Annotated in this window: 13 protein-coding genes; all 13 read right to left on the bottom strand. The window is 66.4% G+C overall.

Going from position 1 to position 18,912, the window contains the following annotated elements:
* Positions 1-13: 13 nt before the first annotated feature.
* The 13 genes from bamA to dnaE all read right to left on the bottom strand — a co-directional run bounded on the left by bamA (position 14) and on the right by dnaE (position 18,499).
* Positions 14-2,542 (bottom strand): outer membrane protein assembly factor BamA, encoded by a 2,529-nt coding sequence (gene bamA / locus ABIA40_RS10200; RefSeq protein WP_404540895.1) that lies wholly within the window; start codon positions 2,540-2,542, stop codon positions 14-16.
* Positions 2,543-2,718: 176 nt separating this feature from the next.
* On the bottom strand, positions 2,719-3,870 hold the full coding sequence (gene rseP, locus ABIA40_RS10195; protein ID WP_157283596.1) for an RIP metalloprotease RseP: 1,152 nt from the start codon (positions 3,868-3,870) through the stop codon (positions 2,719-2,721).
* Between the two features lie 44 nt (positions 3,871-3,914).
* Positions 3,915-5,138 carry a 1-deoxy-D-xylulose-5-phosphate reductoisomerase gene (gene dxr / locus ABIA40_RS10190; RefSeq protein WP_404540893.1) on the bottom strand — a complete coding sequence of 408 codons (1,224 nt, stop codon included), beginning with the start codon at positions 5,136-5,138 and terminating at the stop codon, positions 3,915-3,917.
* Between the two features lie 4 nt (positions 5,139-5,142).
* Positions 5,143-5,985 carry a phosphatidate cytidylyltransferase gene (locus ABIA40_RS10185; protein ID WP_404540891.1) on the bottom strand — a complete coding sequence of 281 codons (843 nt, stop codon included), beginning with the start codon at positions 5,983-5,985 and terminating at the stop codon, positions 5,143-5,145.
* Positions 5,982-6,740: an isoprenyl transferase gene (locus ABIA40_RS10180; protein ID WP_036010029.1), complete on the bottom strand. Its 759-nt coding sequence runs from the start codon at positions 6,738-6,740 to the stop codon at positions 5,982-5,984. Before ABIA40_RS10180 ends, ABIA40_RS10185 begins: the two co-directional genes overlap by 4 nt.
* A 12-nt stretch (positions 6,741-6,752) precedes the next feature.
* Positions 6,753-7,316, bottom strand: coding sequence for a ribosome recycling factor (frr, locus tag ABIA40_RS10175; RefSeq protein ID WP_025036556.1), 564 nt, complete (start codon positions 7,314-7,316; stop codon positions 6,753-6,755).
* Positions 7,317-7,381: 65 nt separating this feature from the next.
* Positions 7,382-8,098, bottom strand: a complete 717-nt coding sequence (gene pyrH, locus ABIA40_RS10170) for a UMP kinase (RefSeq protein WP_271537663.1) — start codon at positions 8,096-8,098, stop codon at positions 7,382-7,384.
* Positions 8,099-8,157: 59 nt separating this feature from the next.
* Positions 8,158-9,081 (bottom strand): translation elongation factor Ts, encoded by a 924-nt coding sequence (gene tsf, locus ABIA40_RS10165; protein WP_157283592.1) that lies wholly within the window; start codon positions 9,079-9,081, stop codon positions 8,158-8,160.
* Positions 9,082-9,214: 133 nt separating this feature from the next.
* Complete coding sequence (locus ABIA40_RS10160) at positions 9,215-10,210, bottom strand: 30S ribosomal protein S2 (RefSeq protein WP_157283591.1); 996 nt, start codon at positions 10,208-10,210, stop codon at positions 9,215-9,217.
* Positions 10,211-10,419: 209 nt separating this feature from the next.
* On the bottom strand, positions 10,420-13,233 hold the full coding sequence (locus ABIA40_RS10155) for a caspase family protein (protein ID WP_404540888.1): 2,814 nt from the start codon (positions 13,231-13,233) through the stop codon (positions 10,420-10,422).
* Positions 13,234-13,451: 218 nt separating this feature from the next.
* Positions 13,452-13,970 (bottom strand): hypothetical protein, encoded by a 519-nt coding sequence (locus tag ABIA40_RS10150; protein ID WP_275499779.1) that lies wholly within the window; start codon positions 13,968-13,970, stop codon positions 13,452-13,454.
* Between the two features lie 150 nt (positions 13,971-14,120).
* Positions 14,121-14,864: a carbonic anhydrase gene (locus tag ABIA40_RS10145; protein ID WP_404540887.1), complete on the bottom strand. Its 744-nt coding sequence runs from the start codon at positions 14,862-14,864 to the stop codon at positions 14,121-14,123.
* A 131-nt stretch (positions 14,865-14,995) separates the two neighbouring features.
* Positions 14,996-18,499 carry a DNA polymerase III subunit alpha gene (gene dnaE, locus ABIA40_RS10140; protein WP_404540885.1) on the bottom strand — a complete coding sequence of 1,168 codons (3,504 nt, stop codon included), beginning with the start codon at positions 18,497-18,499 and terminating at the stop codon, positions 14,996-14,998.
* Positions 18,500-18,912 lie beyond the last annotated feature (413 nt).

The raw sequence follows: 18,912 nt of genomic DNA, 5'->3' as shown, positions 1-18,912 counted from the left end.
CGTGCTGATCGAATTAGAACGTGGTGCCGCCGCCGAACCGGAACTCCTGCGTGCGGTCATACCTGCCCTTGCTGAGCGGCACGGCGTAGTCGAAGCGCAGCGGTCCGAACGGCGACTGCCAGATCACGCCGACACCGACCGACGAGCGGACGACCTTGCTGTCGTCATAGACGAGACCGGTGCAGGTCCCCGTGCTCGAGGGATTGATGGTCGACGGGATACAGCCCGGCGCGTTGACTTCGTTGGTGGTGGTCCAGCTCGTCGGTCCCCTGTAGTCGTAGAGGCCGCCGGCGTCGGCATAGACCGCGCCCTTCAGACCCACTTCCTTCGGCAGGAACCAGAACGGCATCTGCAATTCGAACGAAGCACCCCAATACTTGGTGCCGCCGAGCGCATCCTGCGTACCGAACGGGTTCAAGTCGCGCGGACCGATGCCGTTCGGGGAAAAGCCGCGGACGAGGTTCGGGCCCATCTGGAAGTGGTCGAGCATGCGCAGATCGGTGCCGATCTTGTTCAGCATGCCGCCTTGCAGGCGGACGAGGCCGACGATGTCGGACACCAGCGGAGTGTAGTACTTCGCGTCGACGACCGACTTCAGGTAGGAGACGTCGCCGCCGACGCCGGCGAAGTCCTGCCGGAAGTCGACGAGCAGACCGTCGGTCGGGTTCTTGTTGTTGTCCAGCGTGTTGTAGGTCAGCGTGTAGCCGAGCGCCGAGGTCAGCGTCTTGCCGCCGGCGAGCTCCTTGCGCACCGGCAGCGAGGCTTCGCCATCGTTGTAGCAGCCGAGCCCGCTGGTCGACGACAGATCAATCGGCGGCGTCTGAGACGCGGCGAAGGCCGGGCTGGGGTTGAAGGTAGACGAACCAAGGACGTTATTACAGTTCGCCAGATACGACGGCAGGGTGATTTCCTGCTGATAGATCGAGTAGCGCACCTGGAGCGAGAGATCTTCACGCAAGGAGAAGCCGAGGCGCGGCGAGAAGCCGAGCGTCTTGGTGCCGTAGGAGATGTAGCTGTTGGACTTCTGCTCACGCTGATAGAGGTCGAGGCCGAGCGCGACGCGGTAGTCGAGCAGGTACGGCTCGACAAACGACAGCGAGTAGCCGCGCGCATACTGGCCATAGGTCACCGCGGCCTTGGCGAACAGGCCGCGACCGAGCAGGTTGCGCTCGGAGATCGAGACTTCGGCCAGCGCGCCGTCGGTGGTGGAGTAACCGCCCGAGACCGAGAAGTCGCCGGTCGATTTTTCTTCCATGTCGACGATCAGGATGACGCGGTCGCTCGACGAGCCCGGCTCGGTCGTGATCTTCACGCTCTTGAAATAGTCGAGGTTCTTCAGGCGCCGCTCGGCACGGTCGACCAGCGCGCGGTTGTAGGCGTCGCCTTCCGAGATGTCGAACTCGCGGCGGATCACGTAGTCGCGCGTGCGGGTGTTGCCGCGCAGGTTGATGCGCTCGATATAGGTGCGCGGGCCCTCGTCGATGTTGAACACGACAGACACGGTGTGCGCTTCGAAGTTGCGGTCGCCGCCGGGCCGGACCACGGCGAAGGCATAGCCGCGGCGGGAGGCTTCGATCTGCATCTCCTCGACCGACTTCTCGACCAATTCGACGTTGTAGAGCGAGCCGACATTGAGGCGCGAATAGGCGCGCATCGAGCTCGGATCGAAGTTCGGAATGCTGCTGCGGAAATCCACCGCGCCGACGCGGTATTGCTGACCTTCCTCGATCTTGAAGGTGACGTTGAAGCCCTTTTTCTCCGGATCGTATTCGGTCAGCGCCGCGACGACCTGCACGTCGGCGAAGCCGTTCTTGAGGTAGAATCGGCGGATCAGGTCGCGATCGGCTTCGACGCGGTCGGGATCGTAGACGTCACCGCTGCCGAGGAAGCTCAGCAGATTCGTCTCGCGCGTCTTGATCACGTCGCGGAGGCGGTAGGACGAGAAGGCATTGTTGCCGACGAACTCGATCGACCGGACGCCGGTCTTGACGCCCTCCTCGACCGTGAAGATGAGGTCGACGCGGTTGTTGGGCTGCTCGATGATCTCGGGCGTGACGCGCACGTCGTAGCGGCCGGAGCGGCGATAAATTTCGGCGATACGAAGCGTGTCCGACTGCACCATGGCGCGGGAGAAGGTGCCGCGGGCCTTGGACTGGACTTCAGCGGTCAGCTGCTCGTCCTTGATCTTCTTGTTGCCCTCGAAGGCGATACGGCCGATCACCGGGTTTTCCACCACGGAGACGATGAGCTGGCCGCCGGAACCGCGGTTGATCCTGACGTCCTGGAACAGGCCGGTCTCGATCAACGCCTTGAGGCCGTCGTCGATGGCGGCCTGATCCAGCCGGCCGCCGGGACCCGGCTTGAAATAGGAGCGGATCGTTTCCACCTCGACGCGGCGATTCCCTTCGACGGAAATCGACTGAACGGTCTGGGCGAGCGCAGACGAAGACACGAAAACAGCCCCAACCGGGGCAACCACCGGCGCGCCGAACAAGATCAGGGTCGCGAGCAAGCCCCCCCGGAGTCGCAGTCCAAACTTCATCGCGCAACGCGCCCTTATCATTCCCTGCCAGACCCAACCCCAACGCCGGTCCGGAGATTCCCCAAGTTCAGGCCGCTTGTAGCCAATTTCGCCGACGCCGCAAACGGCCGAAAGCGCCGTAATTTCAATTTCATTCCAAGACGTTGCTCAACAGCAACGCCACAAAAAAGCCCCTATCAGGAAGCTGCCATCCGCAGGATGTCGTTGTAGGTCGCAAACACCATCAACATCAGCACCAGGCCAAGCCCGATTCGGAACCCCATTTCCTGGGTCCGCTCGGACAAAGGCCGGCCCCGGACCACCTCGGCCGCATAGAACATCAGGTGGCCGCCATCGAGCAGCGGGATCGGGAACAGGTTCAAAAGGCCGATCGACACCGACAGCACCGCGCAGAGATTGATCACGAACTGGAACCCGGCGCTGGCCGCCTGCCCCGACATTTTCGCGATTCCCAGGACGCCGCTGACCTCGTTCGGATTGCCCTGGCCGGCGAACAGCGAGCCCAGGAACTTGAAGGTGCTGGTGATGATGAACCAGACCTGCTCGACGCCGATCTTGAGCGCTTCACCTACGCCGACCGGGGTGGTCGAGGCCTCCCCGGCCTGCGACTTATGCTCGATGCCGAGAACGCCGAGACGATGGCTGTTGCCGAAGGGGTCCTTGCGCTCCAGCAGCGCCGGGGTCGCGGTCAGCGAGACGACGGCGCCGTCACGCTTCACCTGGAAGGTAAGAGCCGAACCGGCGTTCATCGCAACGATTCGCTGCATGTCGGCAAAGCTCTCGATCGGCTTGCCGTCGATCTGGATGACGACGTCGCCCACCTTGAAGCCGGCGGCAGCGGCCGCGCCGTTGGCGACGACGCCGTCGACCCGGGCGATCGTGCTCGGCTTGCCGTAATAGAGCGCCATTCCGGCGAAGATCAGCGCGCCCAGGATGAAATTGGCGATTGGTCCGGCCGCGACGATCGCCGCCCGGGGACCGACCTTCTTGTGGTGGAAGCTGCCGGCGCGCTCCTCGGCCGACATAGCCGCCAGCGTCTGGGCCGACGGGGTCGAGGCCTCGCTCTCGTCGCCGAAGAACTTGACGTAGCCGCCGAGCGGGATCGCCGAGATCTTCCAGCGGGTGCCACGGCGGTCGTTGAAGCCGACCAGCTCGGGGCCGAAGCCGAGCGAAAAGGTTAACACGCGTACGCCCGCCCAGCGCGCGACCAGGAAATGGCCGAGCTCGTGGAAGAACACGACAATGGTCAGGACGAACAGGAAGGGAACCGCGTAGCCGAGGAGCCCATGGCTCAACGTATTGAAACTATGGACGAAAAAGTCGATCATCGAATTCCCTCACCCAGCGCCGCAAGGCCCTGGTCCCGAACCAACTAGGATGCCTTTAAGGCAATTTGAGGCAATAGGGCGGCAGCCCTATTTCGCGCAACATGGTCAACAGAGATTGCATCGTCTGCGGAGGTCAGGGGCGCCTGGTTGCCGCCTTTGATCCAATCCTCGAGGGTCGCCTCGACCAGCCGGGCAATCGCGCCGAACCGGATCTTGCCGGCGATGAAGGCGGCGACGGCGACCTCGTTGGCGGCATTGTAGACGGTGGTCGCGCCCTTCCCGGTCCGGAGCGATTCGTAAGCCAGCCGCAGTCCGGGGAAGCGCTCGAAGTCCGGCGCTTCGAAGGTTAGCTGGCCGATCTTGGCAAGGTCGAGCTTCGCCGCCGGGCCCTTGATTCGGTCGGGCCAGCCGAGGCAATGGGCGATCGGCGTCCTCATGTCGGGCGCACCGAGCTGGGCCACCACCGAGCGGTCGGAAAACTCGACCATGCCGTGGATGATCGACTGCGGATGAACCAGCACGTCGATCTCGTCCGGCGAGAGCGCGAACAGATAGGACGCCTCGATCACCTCGAGCCCCTTGTTCATCATGGAGGCCGAATCGATCGTGATCTTCTGGCCCATGCTCCAGTTCGGATGCTTCAGGGCCTGCTCGAGCGTCGCCTGCTCGATGTCTGAGGGCTTCCAGGTCCGGAACGGGCCGCCGGAGGCGGTGATGATGACGCGGACGAGCTCGTCGCGATTGCCTGAGCTCAGCGCCTGAAACAGCGCGTTGTGCTCGGAATCGGCCGGCAGGATGCAGGCGCCGGCTTTTGCCGCGCGCTGCATGAAGAAGTCGCCGGCGCAGACCAGGCACTCTTTGTTGGCGAGCGCGACATGCGCGCCGCGATCGACCGCGGCCAGCGCCGGCTTCAGGCCGGCAGCGCCGCTGACCGCCGCCATCACCCAGTCGGCCGGACGCGCGCCGGCTTCGATCACCGCGCTTTCGCCGGCGCCGCATTCGGTGCTGGTGCCCGCGAGCGCAGCCTTGAGCTCGGCGAGCTTGGAGGTGTCGGCGATCGCGACATAGCGTGCGTTGAATTCCTTGGCGAGCTTGGCGAGCGCTGCGACATTGCCGTTCGCCGTCAGCGCCTCGACACGGTAGCGCTCGGGCGAGGCGCGCAAGAGATCCATCGTGCTGTCGCCGATCGAGCCGGTGGCACCGAGGACCGTGACGCTGCGAATGTCGGACGCAGCAAGCCTGTTGTTACGCAAGGGAACCGCGCTCATATCCTCACCAAACCATAAGACCGCTTCCGGCGCTATGCACACCATGGCGGAAAAAGCCGATAAACCAGGCCGCCAGGATGGCGGCGACAAAACCGTCCAGGCGGTCCATAAGCCCGCCATGGCCGGGAATTAAGTGACTGGAATCCTTGACACCGAAGCGCCGCTTCACGGCGGATTCGAAGAGATCGCCGAGCTGCGACACCACCGACAGGACGGCGCCGACAAGCAGCAGCGGAACCAGCTTTCCGATCCCGCAGGCGGCGAAGCCGGCCGCGACCGCAAGGCTCGCCGCAAAGCCGCCGAGCCCGCCGGCCCAGGTCTTTTTCGGGCTCACGCGCGGCCATAATTTCGGGCCGCCGATGCTGCGTCCGGCGAAATAGCCGCCGATGTCGGTCGCCCACACCACGAGCAGCACGAACATCAGCGCGGAGAAGCCGTTGACGAGATCCTTGCGCACCAGGATCGAGGCCAGTAGCGCCGCCGCCGCATAGGCAAACCCGCTCGCCGCCCACAAGAACTTGCCCCGGGCGATCAGCGTCACGATGGCACCGCCGATGAGGCCGGTGACGACGGAGGTCTTGAGCGCGCCGAAAGCGACGGAGGCTCCCATCATGGCGATCACGACCGTCCCTGCCCCGGTCAGCGCGGCCGATGCTGCGCCCACGACCATCAGCCATTCCGCGAACAGCCCGATCGAGACCAGGGTGACGAGAAGCGCCCACAACCAGCCGCCGGCATAGGCGATCGCGATGGCCAGCGGCGCCAGCACCAGCGCTGCGAGGACCCGCATCACCAGATTGCTCGGGGCAGGCTTGGCGCCCGCCGATGCAGGATCGGGTTCGTTCACGAGGCGGTCTTCGCAACCAGGCCGCCGAAACGACGCTCGCGCCTGGCAAATTCGGCGATCGCGCTTTCCAACGCCGCCTTGTCGAAGTCGGGCCAATGGATCGGCACGAACACGAGCTCGCTATAGGCGGCCTGCCACATCAGAAAGTTGGACAGGCGCTGCTCGCCGCTGGTGCGGATGATGAGATCGGGGTCCGGAATGTCGGGCGCGTCGAGATGCGCGCCAAGCGTCTCGGCGTCGATCGTGGCAGGATCCCGCCTGCCCTCCGCGACCTCGCGGGCCAGCTTCTGCGCCGCCTTCGCGATCTCCTGCCGCGAACCGTAGTTGAAGGCGACGACCAGCGTCAGGCGCGTGTTGTCGCGCGTCAGCTCCTCGGCCTCGTTCAGCAAGGCGCAGATGTCGCTCTCAAGCCCCTCGCGCTCGCCGATGATGCGGACCTTGACGCCGTCGCGATGCAGGCTCGCCAGGTCGTTGCGGATGAAGCGCCGCAGCAAGCCGAACAGGTCGCCGATCTCGCTCGCCGGGCGCGACCAGTTCTCCGAAGAGAACGAGAAGATGGTGAGATAGCGGATGCCGAGCTCGTGCGAGGCACGTACCACGCGGCGCAGCGCGTCGACGCCGCGGCGATGCCCTTCCGCACGCGGCAGACCGCGCGCGGCCGCCCAACGCCCGTTGCCGTCCATGATGATGGCGACATGTGCAGGCGCCTCGGACCTGTCGGGTCCTTCCGTTGCGGGCGCGGCGGCGTTGGACATGAAGGCGGTGCCTTAAACGGTGAGGATTTCTTTTTCCTTGGCGGCCAGCAACTGGTCGATCTCGGCGATGGTGCCGTCGGTCGCCTTCTGCACCTCGTCGGCGTGACGCTTCTGGTCGTCCTCCGACATCTCGTGATTCTTCTCGAGCTTCTTGAGCACGTCGAGCCCGTCGCGGCGGACATGGCGCGCGGCGACCTTGGCGGCTTCGGCATATTTGTGCGCGACCTTCACCAGCTCCTTGCGGCGCTCCTCGTTGAGCTCGGGAATGCGCAGGCGCAGCACCTGGCCCTCGGTCGCGGGCGACAGGCCGAGATTGGAATCGACGATCGCCTTCTCGACGGCCTTGACCATCGACTTGTCCCAGACCTGCACCGAGATCAGCCGCGGCTCCGGCACGCTGACGGTGGCGAGCTGATTGAGCGGCATGTGACTGCCATAAGCCTCGACCTGCACCGGATCGAGCATCGAGGCGGAGGCGCGTCCCGTGCGCAGGCCGCCGAGCTCGTGCTTGAGCGAGGCGACGGCGCCCTGCATGCGGCGCTTCACTTCGTTGAGATCGAAATTACCCGTGGCCATCACGTTTCTCCTTCAAAATCCCGGCGACCGCTCCGCACCGTCCTTTCGGCGCGTCAGCTGAGCCGTCAGCCGGCGACGATGGTTCCGTGGCCGACGCCACGCAGAATCGCGCCGATCGAGCCCGGCTCCGCGATCGAGAATACGATGATAGGCAGCGACGTCTCGCGGGCAAGCGCGAAGGCGGTCGCATCCATCACCTTGTAACCGCCCTCGATCGCCTGCGAATGCGTCAGGCGGTCGAACCGCGTCGCGGACGGATCCTTCTTCGGATCGGCCGAGTAGACCCCGTCGACATTCGTCGCCTTCAGGACCGCCTGCGCGCCGATCTCGGCGGCCCGCAGTACCGCGGTCGTGTCGGTGGTGAAGAACGGGTTGCCGGTCCCGCCGCCGAGCAGCACGATCCGGCCTTCGGCCAGGTATTTGTGTGCCGCAGTGCGGGTAAACAGCTCGGAAATCTCGGGCATGACGAAGGCCGACAGCGTCCGGGCCGGCGTTCCCTTGCGCTCGATCGCCGCTTCCAGCGCGAGGCAATTCATCATGGTGGCGAGCATGCCCATGGTGTCGCCGGTGGTGCGCGACACCCCGCGGGATGAGACCTCGACGCCGCGGACCATGTTGCCGCCGCCGATCACGACCGCGACCTCGGTACCGAGCTTGCGGGCGGCGATCAGATCGTCCGCAACCCGGTCGATGGTCGGCTGATCGATGCCAAAGCCTTGCTGTCCCGCGAGATATTCGCCGGACAGCTTGATCACGACGCGACGATAGACCGGATCAGTCATGAGCACTTTCCTTGTCCGGGCGCCGCTTCCGGCGGCACGCCGGAAGGAACTTCCGGCGCTTACTTCTTGCCGCTGGCCGCGGCGACCTCGGCCGCGAAGTCGCTTTCCTGCTTCTCGATTCCCTCGCCGAGAGCATAGCGCACAAAGCCCGCGATTTTCACAGCGCCGCCGACCTTGCCCTCGGCCTCCTTCACCGCCTGCGCCACCGACTTGCCGCTGTCGTGGATGAAGGCCTGCTCGAGCAGGCAGACTTCCTTGTAGTAGGTCTTGAGGCCGGACTCGACGATCTTCTCGATCACGTTCTCGGGCTTGCCCTGCTGACGGTACTTGTCGGCCAGCACGTCCTTCTCGCGCTTGACCACGGCCGGATCGAGGCCGGACGGATCGAGCGCCAGCGGGTTGGCGGCCGCAACGTGCATCGCGATCTGACGGCCGAGCGCTGCGAGCTCATCGGCCTTGCCCGGCGATTCCAGCGCCACGATCACGCCCATCTTGCCGGCGCCGTCAATGACGGCACCGTGGACGTAGTGCGAGACCACGCCCTGGCTCACCTCGAGCTGGGCGGCGCGGCGAAGCGTCATGTTCTCGCCGATGGTGGCGATCGCATCATTGATGGCGGTTTCGATCGTGACGTCGCCGACCTTGGCGGCCTTGATCTTCTCGACGTCGGCACCGACGTCGAACGCGACCTGGGCGATCATCTTGACGAGGCCCTGGAACTGGCCGTTGCGCGCAACGAAGTCGGTCTCGGAGTTGACCTCGACCACGACGCCCTTGGTGCCCTTGGTGAGCGCGCCGATCAGACCCTCGGCCGCGACGCGGCCCGACTTCTTGGCGGCCTTGGACAGGCCCTTCTTGCGCAGCCAGTCCTGCGCCGCTTCCATGTTGCCGTCGTTTTCGGTGAGCGCGGCCTTGCAGTCCATCATGCCCGCGCCGGTCGATTCGCGCAGGTCCTTGACCATCGCAGCTGTGATCGTTGCCATCGTTGAAAATCCTTTGTGCCTGCCGGTTTGCCGCGGCGCGGCATCGAATCGCCCCGCCGCGGTCCATCTCAGGAATTCGCGTCAACTGAAATGGTGGCCGGACCCTATCCGGCCAACCCATCGCTCTTTTTGACTATTCCGCTTCCGCGGTCAGCGCCTTGGCCTTGGCCACCCAGGCATCCGCGCGGCTCGGCAGACCGACTTCCTCGCCGATCGTATGCGCGGTGTCGTGGTCGAGCTCGGCGAGCTGCCAATAGTGGAAGATGCCGAGATCGTTGAACTTCTTCTCGATCGCACCCGACACGCCCGGGAGCTTCTTGAGGTCGTCGGCAGTGCCGCGAGGACCCGCAAGGCCCTGGAAGCCGCTCGAGGACGCCGCCGGCAGCTCTTCGGCGACCGGCTGGGCCGAAGCGCCGATGTCGATGCCCGAATCGCCCTGCGCGCGCGAGATGCCGTCGATCGCCGCACGCGCGACGAGATCGCAGTACAGCGAGATGGCGCGGCCGGCGTCGTCATTGCCCGGCACCACATAGGTGATGCCCTTCGGGTCCGAATTGGTGTCGACGATCGCAGCGACCGGGATGTTGAGCCGCTGGGCTTCCTGGATCGCGATGTCTTCCTTGTTGGTGTCGATCACGAAGATCAGGTCGGGCAGACCGCCCATGTCCTTGATGCCGCCGAGCGAGCGGTCGAGCTTGTCGCGCTCGCGCTGCAGCGTCAGGCGCTCCTTCTTCGTGTAGGAATTGGCTTCGCCGCCCGAGAGCACGTCGTCGAGGTGACGCAGGCGCTTGATCGAGGCCGAGATCGTCTTCCAGTTGGTCAGCGTACCGCCGAGCCAGCGCGAATTGACGAAATACTGCGCGCAGCGCTTGGCCGCGTCGGCAACGCCGTCCTGCGCCTGGCGCTTGGTGCCGACGAACAGGATGCGGCCGCCCTTGGCCACTGTGTCGCTGACGGCCTGGAGGGCCTGGTGCAGCATCGGCACGGTCTGGGCGAGGTCGACGATGTGGATGTTGTTGCGGGTGCCGAAAATGAACGGAGCCATTTTCGGATTCCAGCGGTGAGACTGGTGACCAAAGTGCACGCCAGCTTCGAGCAGCTGACGCATAGTGAAATCGGGCAGTGCCATGATTCTAATTCTCCGGTTGGTTCCTCCGGAAACGTGTGAGCAAAACGGAGCGTTCTCGCCCCGGTTGCCACCGGACGGCCTTGTGAGCCATGTTTCCGTGTGAGATGGCGCGCTATATAGCGCCATTTCGGCCAGAAGCAAGGAAATAACGGCCTTCGGGGACGCCTCTAGGCTGCTGTCGCATCCCGCATCCCTGCCCCTTGCGCCTCCTAACACCTGGGCTGGCCCGGGGGGCAGCTCTTCGGTGGCGGGCCGGCCGGCCGCGGAGGAGCATGCGGCGCCGGATGCGGCGCGGCGGCCATCGGCGGCGGCGCCGGTCGGGTGACCGGAGGTGGTGGCGGCGGCGGCGCTGGCCGCGCAACCGGCGGCGGCGGTGGTGCCGGCCGCGCCATCGCTGGCGGAGGCGGCGCCGGCCGGGCAACAGGTGGCGGTGGCGCCGGCCGCGCCACGGCCACGGGCGGAGGCGCCGCTCGCGGCGGCGGAGGTGGCGCAACGCGCGGCGGAGGCGGCGGCGTCGGCCTTGCCAGGGCCTGAGGAGGCGGCGGCGGAGCGGCGGGCCTGGCGGCCTGCGGTGGCGCTGGCGCGGGCCGATGATCCTGAACTCCGGACGGTGTCCGCGCCGCTACAGGCGGAGGCGGAGGTGCCGCGGGTTTGACTGCAGTCGGGGCCGCGGGCTTGCCGGTAGCCGCGCTCGGCGGGGGCAAAGCGCCCGGCTGGGGCCCGCCCGGCCTGCCGCGCAGGTCAGGCGCAGGCTGGGTCGTTGCCCCCGGCGGCCTGGGCAGGGCCGCGGACGGGCTCGCCGCGGTTCCGGAAGCCGGCGGGTGATTGGGCGTCGTTGCCGCGTTCGGCTGCGCCGGCGGAACGTTGCCGCTCGGCGCCGTGGCGGTCGCGGCGGGCTTGCCAGGGGATGGGACGGTCCCGGGCACAGCCCCTGCCCTGGCCGGCGGCGGCCCGCCGGGGGTGCCGGGCACGGGCAGCGTATTGGCCGGCGGCAGCTTGGTCGGGGCCAGCGCTTGCGGGGTTGCTGCGGCGTTGCCGGTGGGAGCATTCGCGCTCGGACTGGGCGTGCCGCCGGGCGTCCCCGTCGCGGGCGGCGCTCCGGCCGCTGGGCTGCCCGAAGATCCCGGCACCGGCAGCGTATTGGCCGGCGGCGGCTTGGTCGGGGCCAGCGCTTGCGGGGTTGTAGCGGCGCTGCCGGCGGGAGCGTTTGCGGTCGGACTTGGTGTGCCGCTGGGGGTGCCCGTCGCGGGCGGCGCTCCGGCCGGCGGGCTGCCGGGAGCTCCCGGCGGCGGTACAGTATTGGCCTGCGGCAGCTTGGCGCCGGCGGGCGGCGGCGCTGTCGTGCCAGGCGCGACATTGGCAGGAGCTGGTGTCGCGATACCGGGCCTCGCCGTCGGCTGGATGGTCGCGCTCGGCGGCATCGGCGCCTTGCCCTGCTGGATCAGGGCGGCGCGCTGAACGACCGCCTGCGGCACGGCCGGTCCTGCCGGCGTGGCGCGGCCGGCAACCGCCGGCGCCAGATTGCCAGGTCCGATCCCAGATCCGAGCGCCGGCCCCGTGGCCGGCGGCGGCGCCGGTGGGCGGTTGATGACGGTGTTGATGACCGTGGTATTGTGGATGTTCTGGTAGATGATGTTGTTCGGTGGCGGCGCGACATAGACCGGCGGCCTCACGAACACCGGGATCGGCACGAACACCGGCTGCGGCAGCACGAACAGGCCGACCACCGGCAGCGGCGGCGGCAACACGACGAAATCAGGCGGCGGCGGCGGCAGATAATAGACCGGTGGTGGCGGTGGCGGCGCGAAACCGAAATCGGGATCGCTGAAATACAGCACCGGGCGATCGACATAGACCACCTCCTCCGGCGGCGGTGGCGGCACGTCGTAGTCGATCATCGCGAAGGTCGGCGGCGGCTCGGGCGGCGCGGTGAGGATCGCAAGGCGGCGCCGCGCATCCGCCGCATGCGGCCCGCGCGGATAGCGGCGCAGATACGACCAATAGGCCTCCGGCGTGTCCGTCCGGTAAGTCCGCCGCCAGGTGATGGCTTCGCGGCGCGCGGCAACGATCGCCATCACGCGCTTGGCAAGCGGATCATTCGGATAGGCCGCGAGAAACTCCTCATAGGCCGCCAGCGTGTCGCGCTCGAGCGCGGCGGCATAGGCGTCCTGCACGCCGAGATCGCGGATCGGCTTGCTCCGGATCGCGGCGACCTGGTCGGGCGCAGCCGCCGGCGGCGCATCGGGCGCGCGCTCGAAGAACGAGAATGGCGCCGAGATCTTCTGCTCGTTCCAGGGCACCTGCGCACCCTTGGAGGCCTCGTTGACGCGCAGGCGGACGCGCTCGAACACCTCGGGCAGCGGCAAGCCGCCGGTGCGGATCATCTCGGCGAGCGACTGCGCGTAGATGCCGTAGGGCCCCGGCTCCTCCGGCGCCACCGTGCCGGGCGCGGCATTGAAGGCGATCAGCATGTTCGCCTCGGGCTCGACCAGCGCCAGACCGCTCGCGATCGGCTGACCGCCCTCGATGAAGGGCTGCGCACGGGCTGCGTCGAGCACGACGATATTGGCCTTGAGCGGAATCGATGCGAGCTGGCGCGCATAGTCGCTGATGCGCAGGGCCTCGGTCGGTATGTCGGTGTCGCGGCTGATGTTGGAATCGACCGGGATGAAATAGTTCTCACCGGCGAGCTGCACGCCGTAGCCGGCGAGATAGATCATCGCGACGGTGCCCGGGCCCGACGCCTGGGCCTTCTGGATGAAATCGCGCAAGCTCTTGCGCAGCGTGTCGCCGTCGAGATCGCGCGCGCCGACCACGTCGAAGCCGGCCGCCTGGAGCGTCTGCGCGATCAAGCCGGCATCGTTCGCGGTGGTCGCCAGCGGCGATTTGGCATAGGCGCCGTTGCCGACCACGAGCGCGATGCGCTTCTCCTGCTGCTGGGCGCGGGCCTGATGCGGCGTGCCCGCGGCAAGGGCCACCATCGGCAGGAGAAGGCAGAGAAAGACTTTGAGCGTCCCGCGCATGGCTGTGCCCGCTTTTGTCGTTGAGGTGGCCACCGCGTATCAGGCGCGCGGCGAGCTGAATGGCACTTGAACGAGATGACCGGATTGAGGCGACGACATGGCCGCGCCGCTGCCTGCGCGAGCCCAGCGTAAGATGCAAGACGAGGTGGGCTTCCCGCCTTTGGCCCTCAATTCACGCCATGCCGCGATGCCGAAACCAACAAACGCCTCCCGCTCGCCTATTCGGCCAGTCGGAGCTCTGCAACCGTCGTCCGCGCAGCCTGCTCCTCCAGCGGCATGAAATCCAGCGGCCCCTGATTTTTGTACCCAGAGGTGATCGCGAGCGTGAGGCCCCAGCCGAGCAATCCCGTACTCGAATTTGCGATCATCGCGTTTTTTCGCTCGCTGTAGCGCGCAACGAAGAACAAGGTCTGGCCCGATCGCGCGGTGAAGTCCACGCGCGTGACGCCGAGCGCTGCCTCTTCCGCCACGAATTGATGTTGCCCTGCGGGCCGATCGACATAGACGTATGTCCCTGTCTTCAGACCTTTGACCGGTATTCCATCGATGCTGAATGCCCAGTCGGGATCGCCGATCCCGCCGAAGCCCTTTTCGCGCAGGACGACCACACGTGCTTGCCCTGCTTTCGGTGGGCCGATCTTTCGCTCTGCTGCCGCATAGTCGAGCCCGCTCCTTGCGGTTTCGCAGCCGCACAGCAACAAGGCGGCCACGAACAGTACCAGTCCACGCAGCAACATCACGCCCCCAGAAATTCCCCGGAAGCATCCTAGTGGGAAACACCACTTGGTTGCAACAGCATCCGGCGACCACTGTGTCGAGCGTCAACGGGATAATCCGCCGGCCGGCCTCTCCCTGGAAGAGGCGCGACCATCCCACGCCCGATGCTCTCAGCCCTGGGCGAGCAACTCGACGGTCCCGGTGCTCAGCCGATAGATGCCGCCGACCACCTTGAGCTTGCCCTGCTCGACTGCCGCGTTGAGGATCGGGGCGGCCGATTTCAGCTTGGCGACGTTGTTCATGACGTTCTGGCGGATGGCGTTGTCGAGCGCATTGCCGCTCTGCTGCGCCGCCGCCTTCACCGCCGGCGCGATCGCAGCGACCAGCGAGGGGATGTGTCCCGGCAGCGGCTTGTCGTCCTTTAGCGACTTGATCGTCGCATCGACGGCGCCGCAATTGTCGTGCCCGAGCACCAGGATCAGGGGCGTTCCGAGCACCGCGACAGTGTACTCCATGCTCGCTACGGTCTCATCGCCGGCAAAATTTCCGGCAACGCGGCACACGAACAGGTCGCCGCGTCCGCTGTCGAAGGCATATTCGGGCGCGATGCGGGAATCCGCGCAGCTCAGAACGGCCGCGTAGGGATTCTGGCCGCCGACCAGCGCCTCGCGCTCGTGCTTGAAGTCGTGGCGGCGCGACACGCCCGAGACATAGCGCGCATTGCCTTCCATCAGCCGCTTCAGCGCCGCATCGGGCGACAACACGTTGTGCGGCTTCGGCGGCGCCTTCGCCTCTTTGGCCAACGCGGAGCCGCCAATGGCGGCGGACGCAAATGCTGAACCGGCCAACAGCATCATGGCGCGCCGGGAGGGAGTAACCGGCTGATGCAGGTCGTCAGAGCATTGGTCGCACATGGTGTTTTTCTTCCGTGGTTTCCGGTCCGAACGAGATTGCCGAGACGACAACTGATAGCTGCGCTGGCGCAACTTTGAAACCAGGTGCGAGCCAAATAGTTAAGCTTTGGTTTGCAGCGATGCGCGCAATGTCAGAGCTGCTGCACGTCGACCACGCCCGCCACCGCCTTGATCGCGCCAGCGATCTGCGGCGAGACCTTGAAGCGGCCGGGCAGCTTCATTTCCACCTCGGTCTCGAGGTCGAGCATCAGCACCAGCGAGACCTCGCCGTCGCCGTTTCCGCGCGGTGCGATGCCGGGACTGCCGACCTTCGGCACGCCGCCGTTGGCGGCCGCCATCTCGGGCCCGGCGAGCCGCTTGGCGATCGAGTCCAGCGGCTTGGTGTCGCGCAGGAAGATGCGCAGCCCCTTCTGCGTCTTCGCCGCGGCGTCATCGAGCGGCTCGGCATGCAGCACGCGGGCGCGGACGTCCTCGCCCTGAAGCTCGGCCCCTAATTGCAGCAGCACGGCCGCGCCCGGCTCCAGCACGTCTCGATATTGCGCAAGGCCTTCCGAGAACAGCACCGCCTCGAAATGGCCGGTGGGATCGGACAGCCCCATGATGCCCATCTTGTTGCCGGTCTTGGTACGCCGCTCCATGCGCGAGACCACGGTCGCGGCGACCTTGCCGGCGGTGGCGCCGGTCTTCACCGCGCGCGAGAACTCGGCCCAGCTCTGCACCCGCAGCCGCTTCAGCACGGTCGCGTAATCGTCGAGCGGATGCCCCGACAGGAAGAAGCCGATCGCGTCGTATTCGCGGCGCAGCCGCTCGGCCGGCAGCCACGGCTCGACCTGCGGCAGCATGATGGTCGGCGCATCCGCCGACATGCCGAACATGTCGTTCTGGCCGATGGTCGCAGCTTCATGCGCGCGCTGGCAGGCGGCGAGGATCGCGTCCGCACCGGCAAAGACGCGCGCCCGGTTCGGCTCGAGCGTATCGAAGGCGCCGGCGGCGGCGAGACTTTCGATGATGCGCTTGTTGATCGCGCGCGGCGAGACGCGCGCGGCGAAATCCGCGAGCGAGGTGAACAGGCCGCCCCGGGTGCGCTCCGCGATGATCTGCTCGATCGCCTGGATGCCGACGCCCTTGAGCGCGGCGAGCGCGTAGTAGATCGTGTTCTCGCCGACCTCGAAGGTCGCGCCCGATCGGTTGATGTTCGGCGGCTCGACCTTGATGCCGAGCCGCTGCGCCTCGGAGCGGAATTCGGAGAGCTTGTCGGTGTTGTTCAGATCGAGCGTCATGGACGCGGCGATGAACTCCACTGGATAATGCGCCTTCATGTAGGCGGTGTGGTAGGACACCAGCGCGTAAGCCGCCGCGTGGCTCTTGTTGAAGCCGTAGTCGGCGAATTTCGCGAGCAGCTCGAAGATGGTCTCGGCCTGCCCCTTCGGCACGCCGTTCTTCACCGCGCCCGCGACGAAGATGTCGCGCTGCTTGTCCATCTCGGCGCGGATCTTCTTGCCCATGGCGCGGCGCAACAGGTCGGCGTCGCCGAGCGAATAGCCCGACATCACCTGCGCGATCTGCATCACCTGCTCCTGGTAGATGATGACGCCGAAGGTCTCCTTCAGGATCGGCTCCAGCACGGGATGCAGATATTCCGGCTCCTCGTCGCCGTGCTTGCGCGCGCAATAGGTCGGGATGTTCGCCATCGGGCCCGGCCGATAGAGCGCGACCAGCGCGATGATGTCCTCGAAACGGTCGGGGCGCATGTCGATCAGCGCCCGCCGCATGCCCTGGCTTTCAACCTGGAACACGCCGACCACCTCGCCCCGCGCCAGCATCTGGTAGCTCTCGGCGTCGTCGATCGGCAGCGTGGCGAGATCGATATCGATGCCGCGCGGCTTGAGCAGCTTGCAGGCGACGTCGAGCACGGTGAGCGTCTTCAGGCCGAGGAAGTCGAACTTGACGAGGCCCGCCGGCTCGACCCATTTCATGTTGAACTGGGTCACCGGCATGTCGGATTTGGGATCGCGGTAGAGCGGCACGAGCTCGCTCAAGGGGCGATCGCCGATCACGATGCCGGCCGCGTGGGTCGAGGCGTGGCGGGTCAGGCCTTCGAGACGCTGGGCGATGTCGAAGGCGCGCGCCACCACGGGATCCTCGTCGCGGAACGCCTGCAGCTTCGGCTCGCTCTCGATCGCGGCCGCCAGCGTCACCGGCGCCGCCGGATTCTGCGGCACCAGCTTGGTCAGCTTGTCGACCTGGCCATAGGGCATCTGCAGCACGCGGCCGACGTCGCGCAGCACGCCGCGCGCCTGCAGCGTACCGAAGGTGATGATCTGCGCGACCTGGTCGCGGCCGTAGCGCTGCTGCACGTAACTGATCACCTCGCCGCGGCGGTCCTGGCAGAAGTCGATGTCGAAGTCCGGCATCGAGACGCGTTCCGGATTGAGGAAGCGCTCGAACAGCAGGCCGAACCTGATCGGGTCGAGGTCGGTGATGGTGAGCGCCCACGCCACCAGCGAGCCCGCACCGGAGCCGCGGCCCGGCCCGACCGGAATGCCGTGAGCCTTGGCCCATTTGATGAAGTCGGACACGATCAGGAAGTAGCCCGCGTACTTCATGCGCATGATGACGTCGAGCTCGAACGCCAGGCGCTTGTTATAGTCTTCTTCCGTCGTGCCCTGAGAGAGGCCGTGCACGCGCAGACGGTTGGCGAGCCCCTCCTCCGCCTGCCGCTTCAGCTCGGCCGCCTCGACCGCGGCGGCGTCCGAGCTCGCCGCGGCGCCGACGGTGAAGAACGGCAGGATCGGCTTGCGCGTCATCGGCCGGAACGAGCAGCGCTCGGCGATCTCCACCGTCGAGGCCAGCGCCTCCGGAATGTCGGCGAACAGCACCGCCATCTCGGCGCGCGTCTTGAAGCGATGATCCGGTGTCAGCTGCACACGGTCGGTCTCGGCGATCAGCCGGCCGCCGGCGATGCAGAGCAGCGCATCATGCGCTTCGTAATCGTCAGTGGTCGCGAAATACGGCTCGTTGGTCGCAACCAGCGGCAGTCCCTTGGCGTAGGCGATGTCGATCAGGCCGCCTTCGACGCGCCGCTCCTTCTCGGCGTTGTGGCGCTGCAATTCGATGTAGAGACGGTCGCCGAACAGAGCAGCCAGACGCTCGCACCGCGCGCCGGCGAGTTCGGCCATGCCGCCGGCGAGCGCCAGCGAGATCGGCCCGTCCGGCCCGCCCGTCAGCGCGATCAGGCCCTCGGTCTCGCCTTCGAGCCAGTCAAACTTGATGAACGGAGCATGGCTGTCCGGAGATTCCAGAAACGCGCGCGAGTTCAGCCGCATCAGGCTGCGATAACCGCGTTCCTGCGCGGCGAGCAGCACCACGCGCGACGGCCCCATCGCGTTGCGCGCGTTGGGATCCTGATCGCCGAAATCGATGGCGAGCTCGCAGCCGACGATCGGCTGGATGCCGGAGCCCGCCATCTTGTCGGAGAACTCCAGCGCGCCGAACAGATTGTCGGTGTCGGTCAGCGCCAGCGCCGGCTGGTGGTCTTTCTTGGCAAGCTCGGCGAGCTTGGCGATCTTGATCGAGCCCTTGAGCAGCGAATAGGCCGAGTGAACGTGAAGGTGGACAAATCCGGCGCTCGGCATGGTCGCGTGACGGCCTCTTGCAGATGAGATGGAGCGGTCGTCGGCGCCTCAAGGCATCATGCACTCGCGGCCGACTCGCCTCTCAATGGTGGGGTCTCACAGCTTGAGAGTCCACGCCGGAGCGGCCGCTTGGGCGCGTCGTCCCGCTTTTCCCCAAGAGGTCGGAGAAAGCCGGCCTAGAGCTGCGGAATGACCTGGGCCCAGATCGCGATCATCCCGACGAACAGCGTGATGGACGCCAGTGCGGCGGCTTCTTCCACGAAAACCCTGAACATGGCCTGCTCCCTTGTTGGAACGTATGAAGAACATTGTTCTCATTTCGTTCTATGGAGTCAAGCGATCCGGAAGCCGCCGAAAGGAGATGGTTAACTCGCTGAAGACAAACAGCAAAAAAGCCCCGGCCGAGGCCGGGG

It is taken from the genome of Bradyrhizobium sp. USDA 223 (assembly GCF_044909005.1).
Lineage (GTDB): Bacteria > Pseudomonadota > Alphaproteobacteria > Rhizobiales > Xanthobacteraceae > Bradyrhizobium > Bradyrhizobium yuanmingense.
This window is presented reverse-complemented; position numbering and strand designations above follow the sequence as displayed.

Bases quoted from the DNA above. Each gene is read 5' to 3' on its own strand.
- ABIA40_RS10155 (WP_404540888.1), bottom strand. From the start codon at position 13,233: ATGCGCGGGACGCTCAAAGTCTTTCTCTGCCTTCTCCTGCCGATGGTG.
- tsf (WP_157283592.1), bottom strand. From the start codon at position 9,081: ATGGCAACGATCACAGCTGCGATGGTCAAGGACCTGCGCGAATCGACC.
- pyrH (WP_271537663.1), bottom strand. From the start codon at position 8,098: ATGACTGATCCGGTCTATCGTCGCGTCGTGATCAAGCTGTCCGGCGAA.
- ABIA40_RS10180 (WP_036010029.1), bottom strand. From the start codon at position 6,740: ATGTCCAACGCCGCCGCGCCCGCAACGGAAGGACCCGACAGGTCCGAG.
- frr (WP_025036556.1), bottom strand. From the start codon at position 7,316: ATGGCCACGGGTAATTTCGATCTCAACGAAGTGAAGCGCCGCATGCAG.
- ABIA40_RS10150 (WP_275499779.1), bottom strand. From the start codon at position 13,970: ATGTTGCTGCGTGGACTGGTACTGTTCGTGGCCGCCTTGTTGCTGTGC.
- ABIA40_RS10160 (WP_157283591.1), bottom strand. From the start codon at position 10,210: ATGGCACTGCCCGATTTCACTATGCGTCAGCTGCTCGAAGCTGGCGTG.
- bamA (WP_404540895.1), bottom strand. From the start codon at position 2,542: ATGAAGTTTGGACTGCGACTCCGGGGGGGCTTGCTCGCGACCCTGATC.
- dnaE (WP_404540885.1), bottom strand. From the start codon at position 18,499: ATGCCGAGCGCCGGATTTGTCCACCTTCACGTTCACTCGGCCTATTCG.
- dxr (WP_404540893.1), bottom strand. From the start codon at position 5,138: ATGAGCGCGGTTCCCTTGCGTAACAACAGGCTTGCTGCGTCCGACATT.
- ABIA40_RS10145 (WP_404540887.1), bottom strand. From the start codon at position 14,864: ATGTGCGACCAATGCTCTGACGACCTGCATCAGCCGGTTACTCCCTCC.
- rseP (WP_157283596.1), bottom strand. From the start codon at position 3,870: ATGATCGACTTTTTCGTCCATAGTTTCAATACGTTGAGCCATGGGCTC.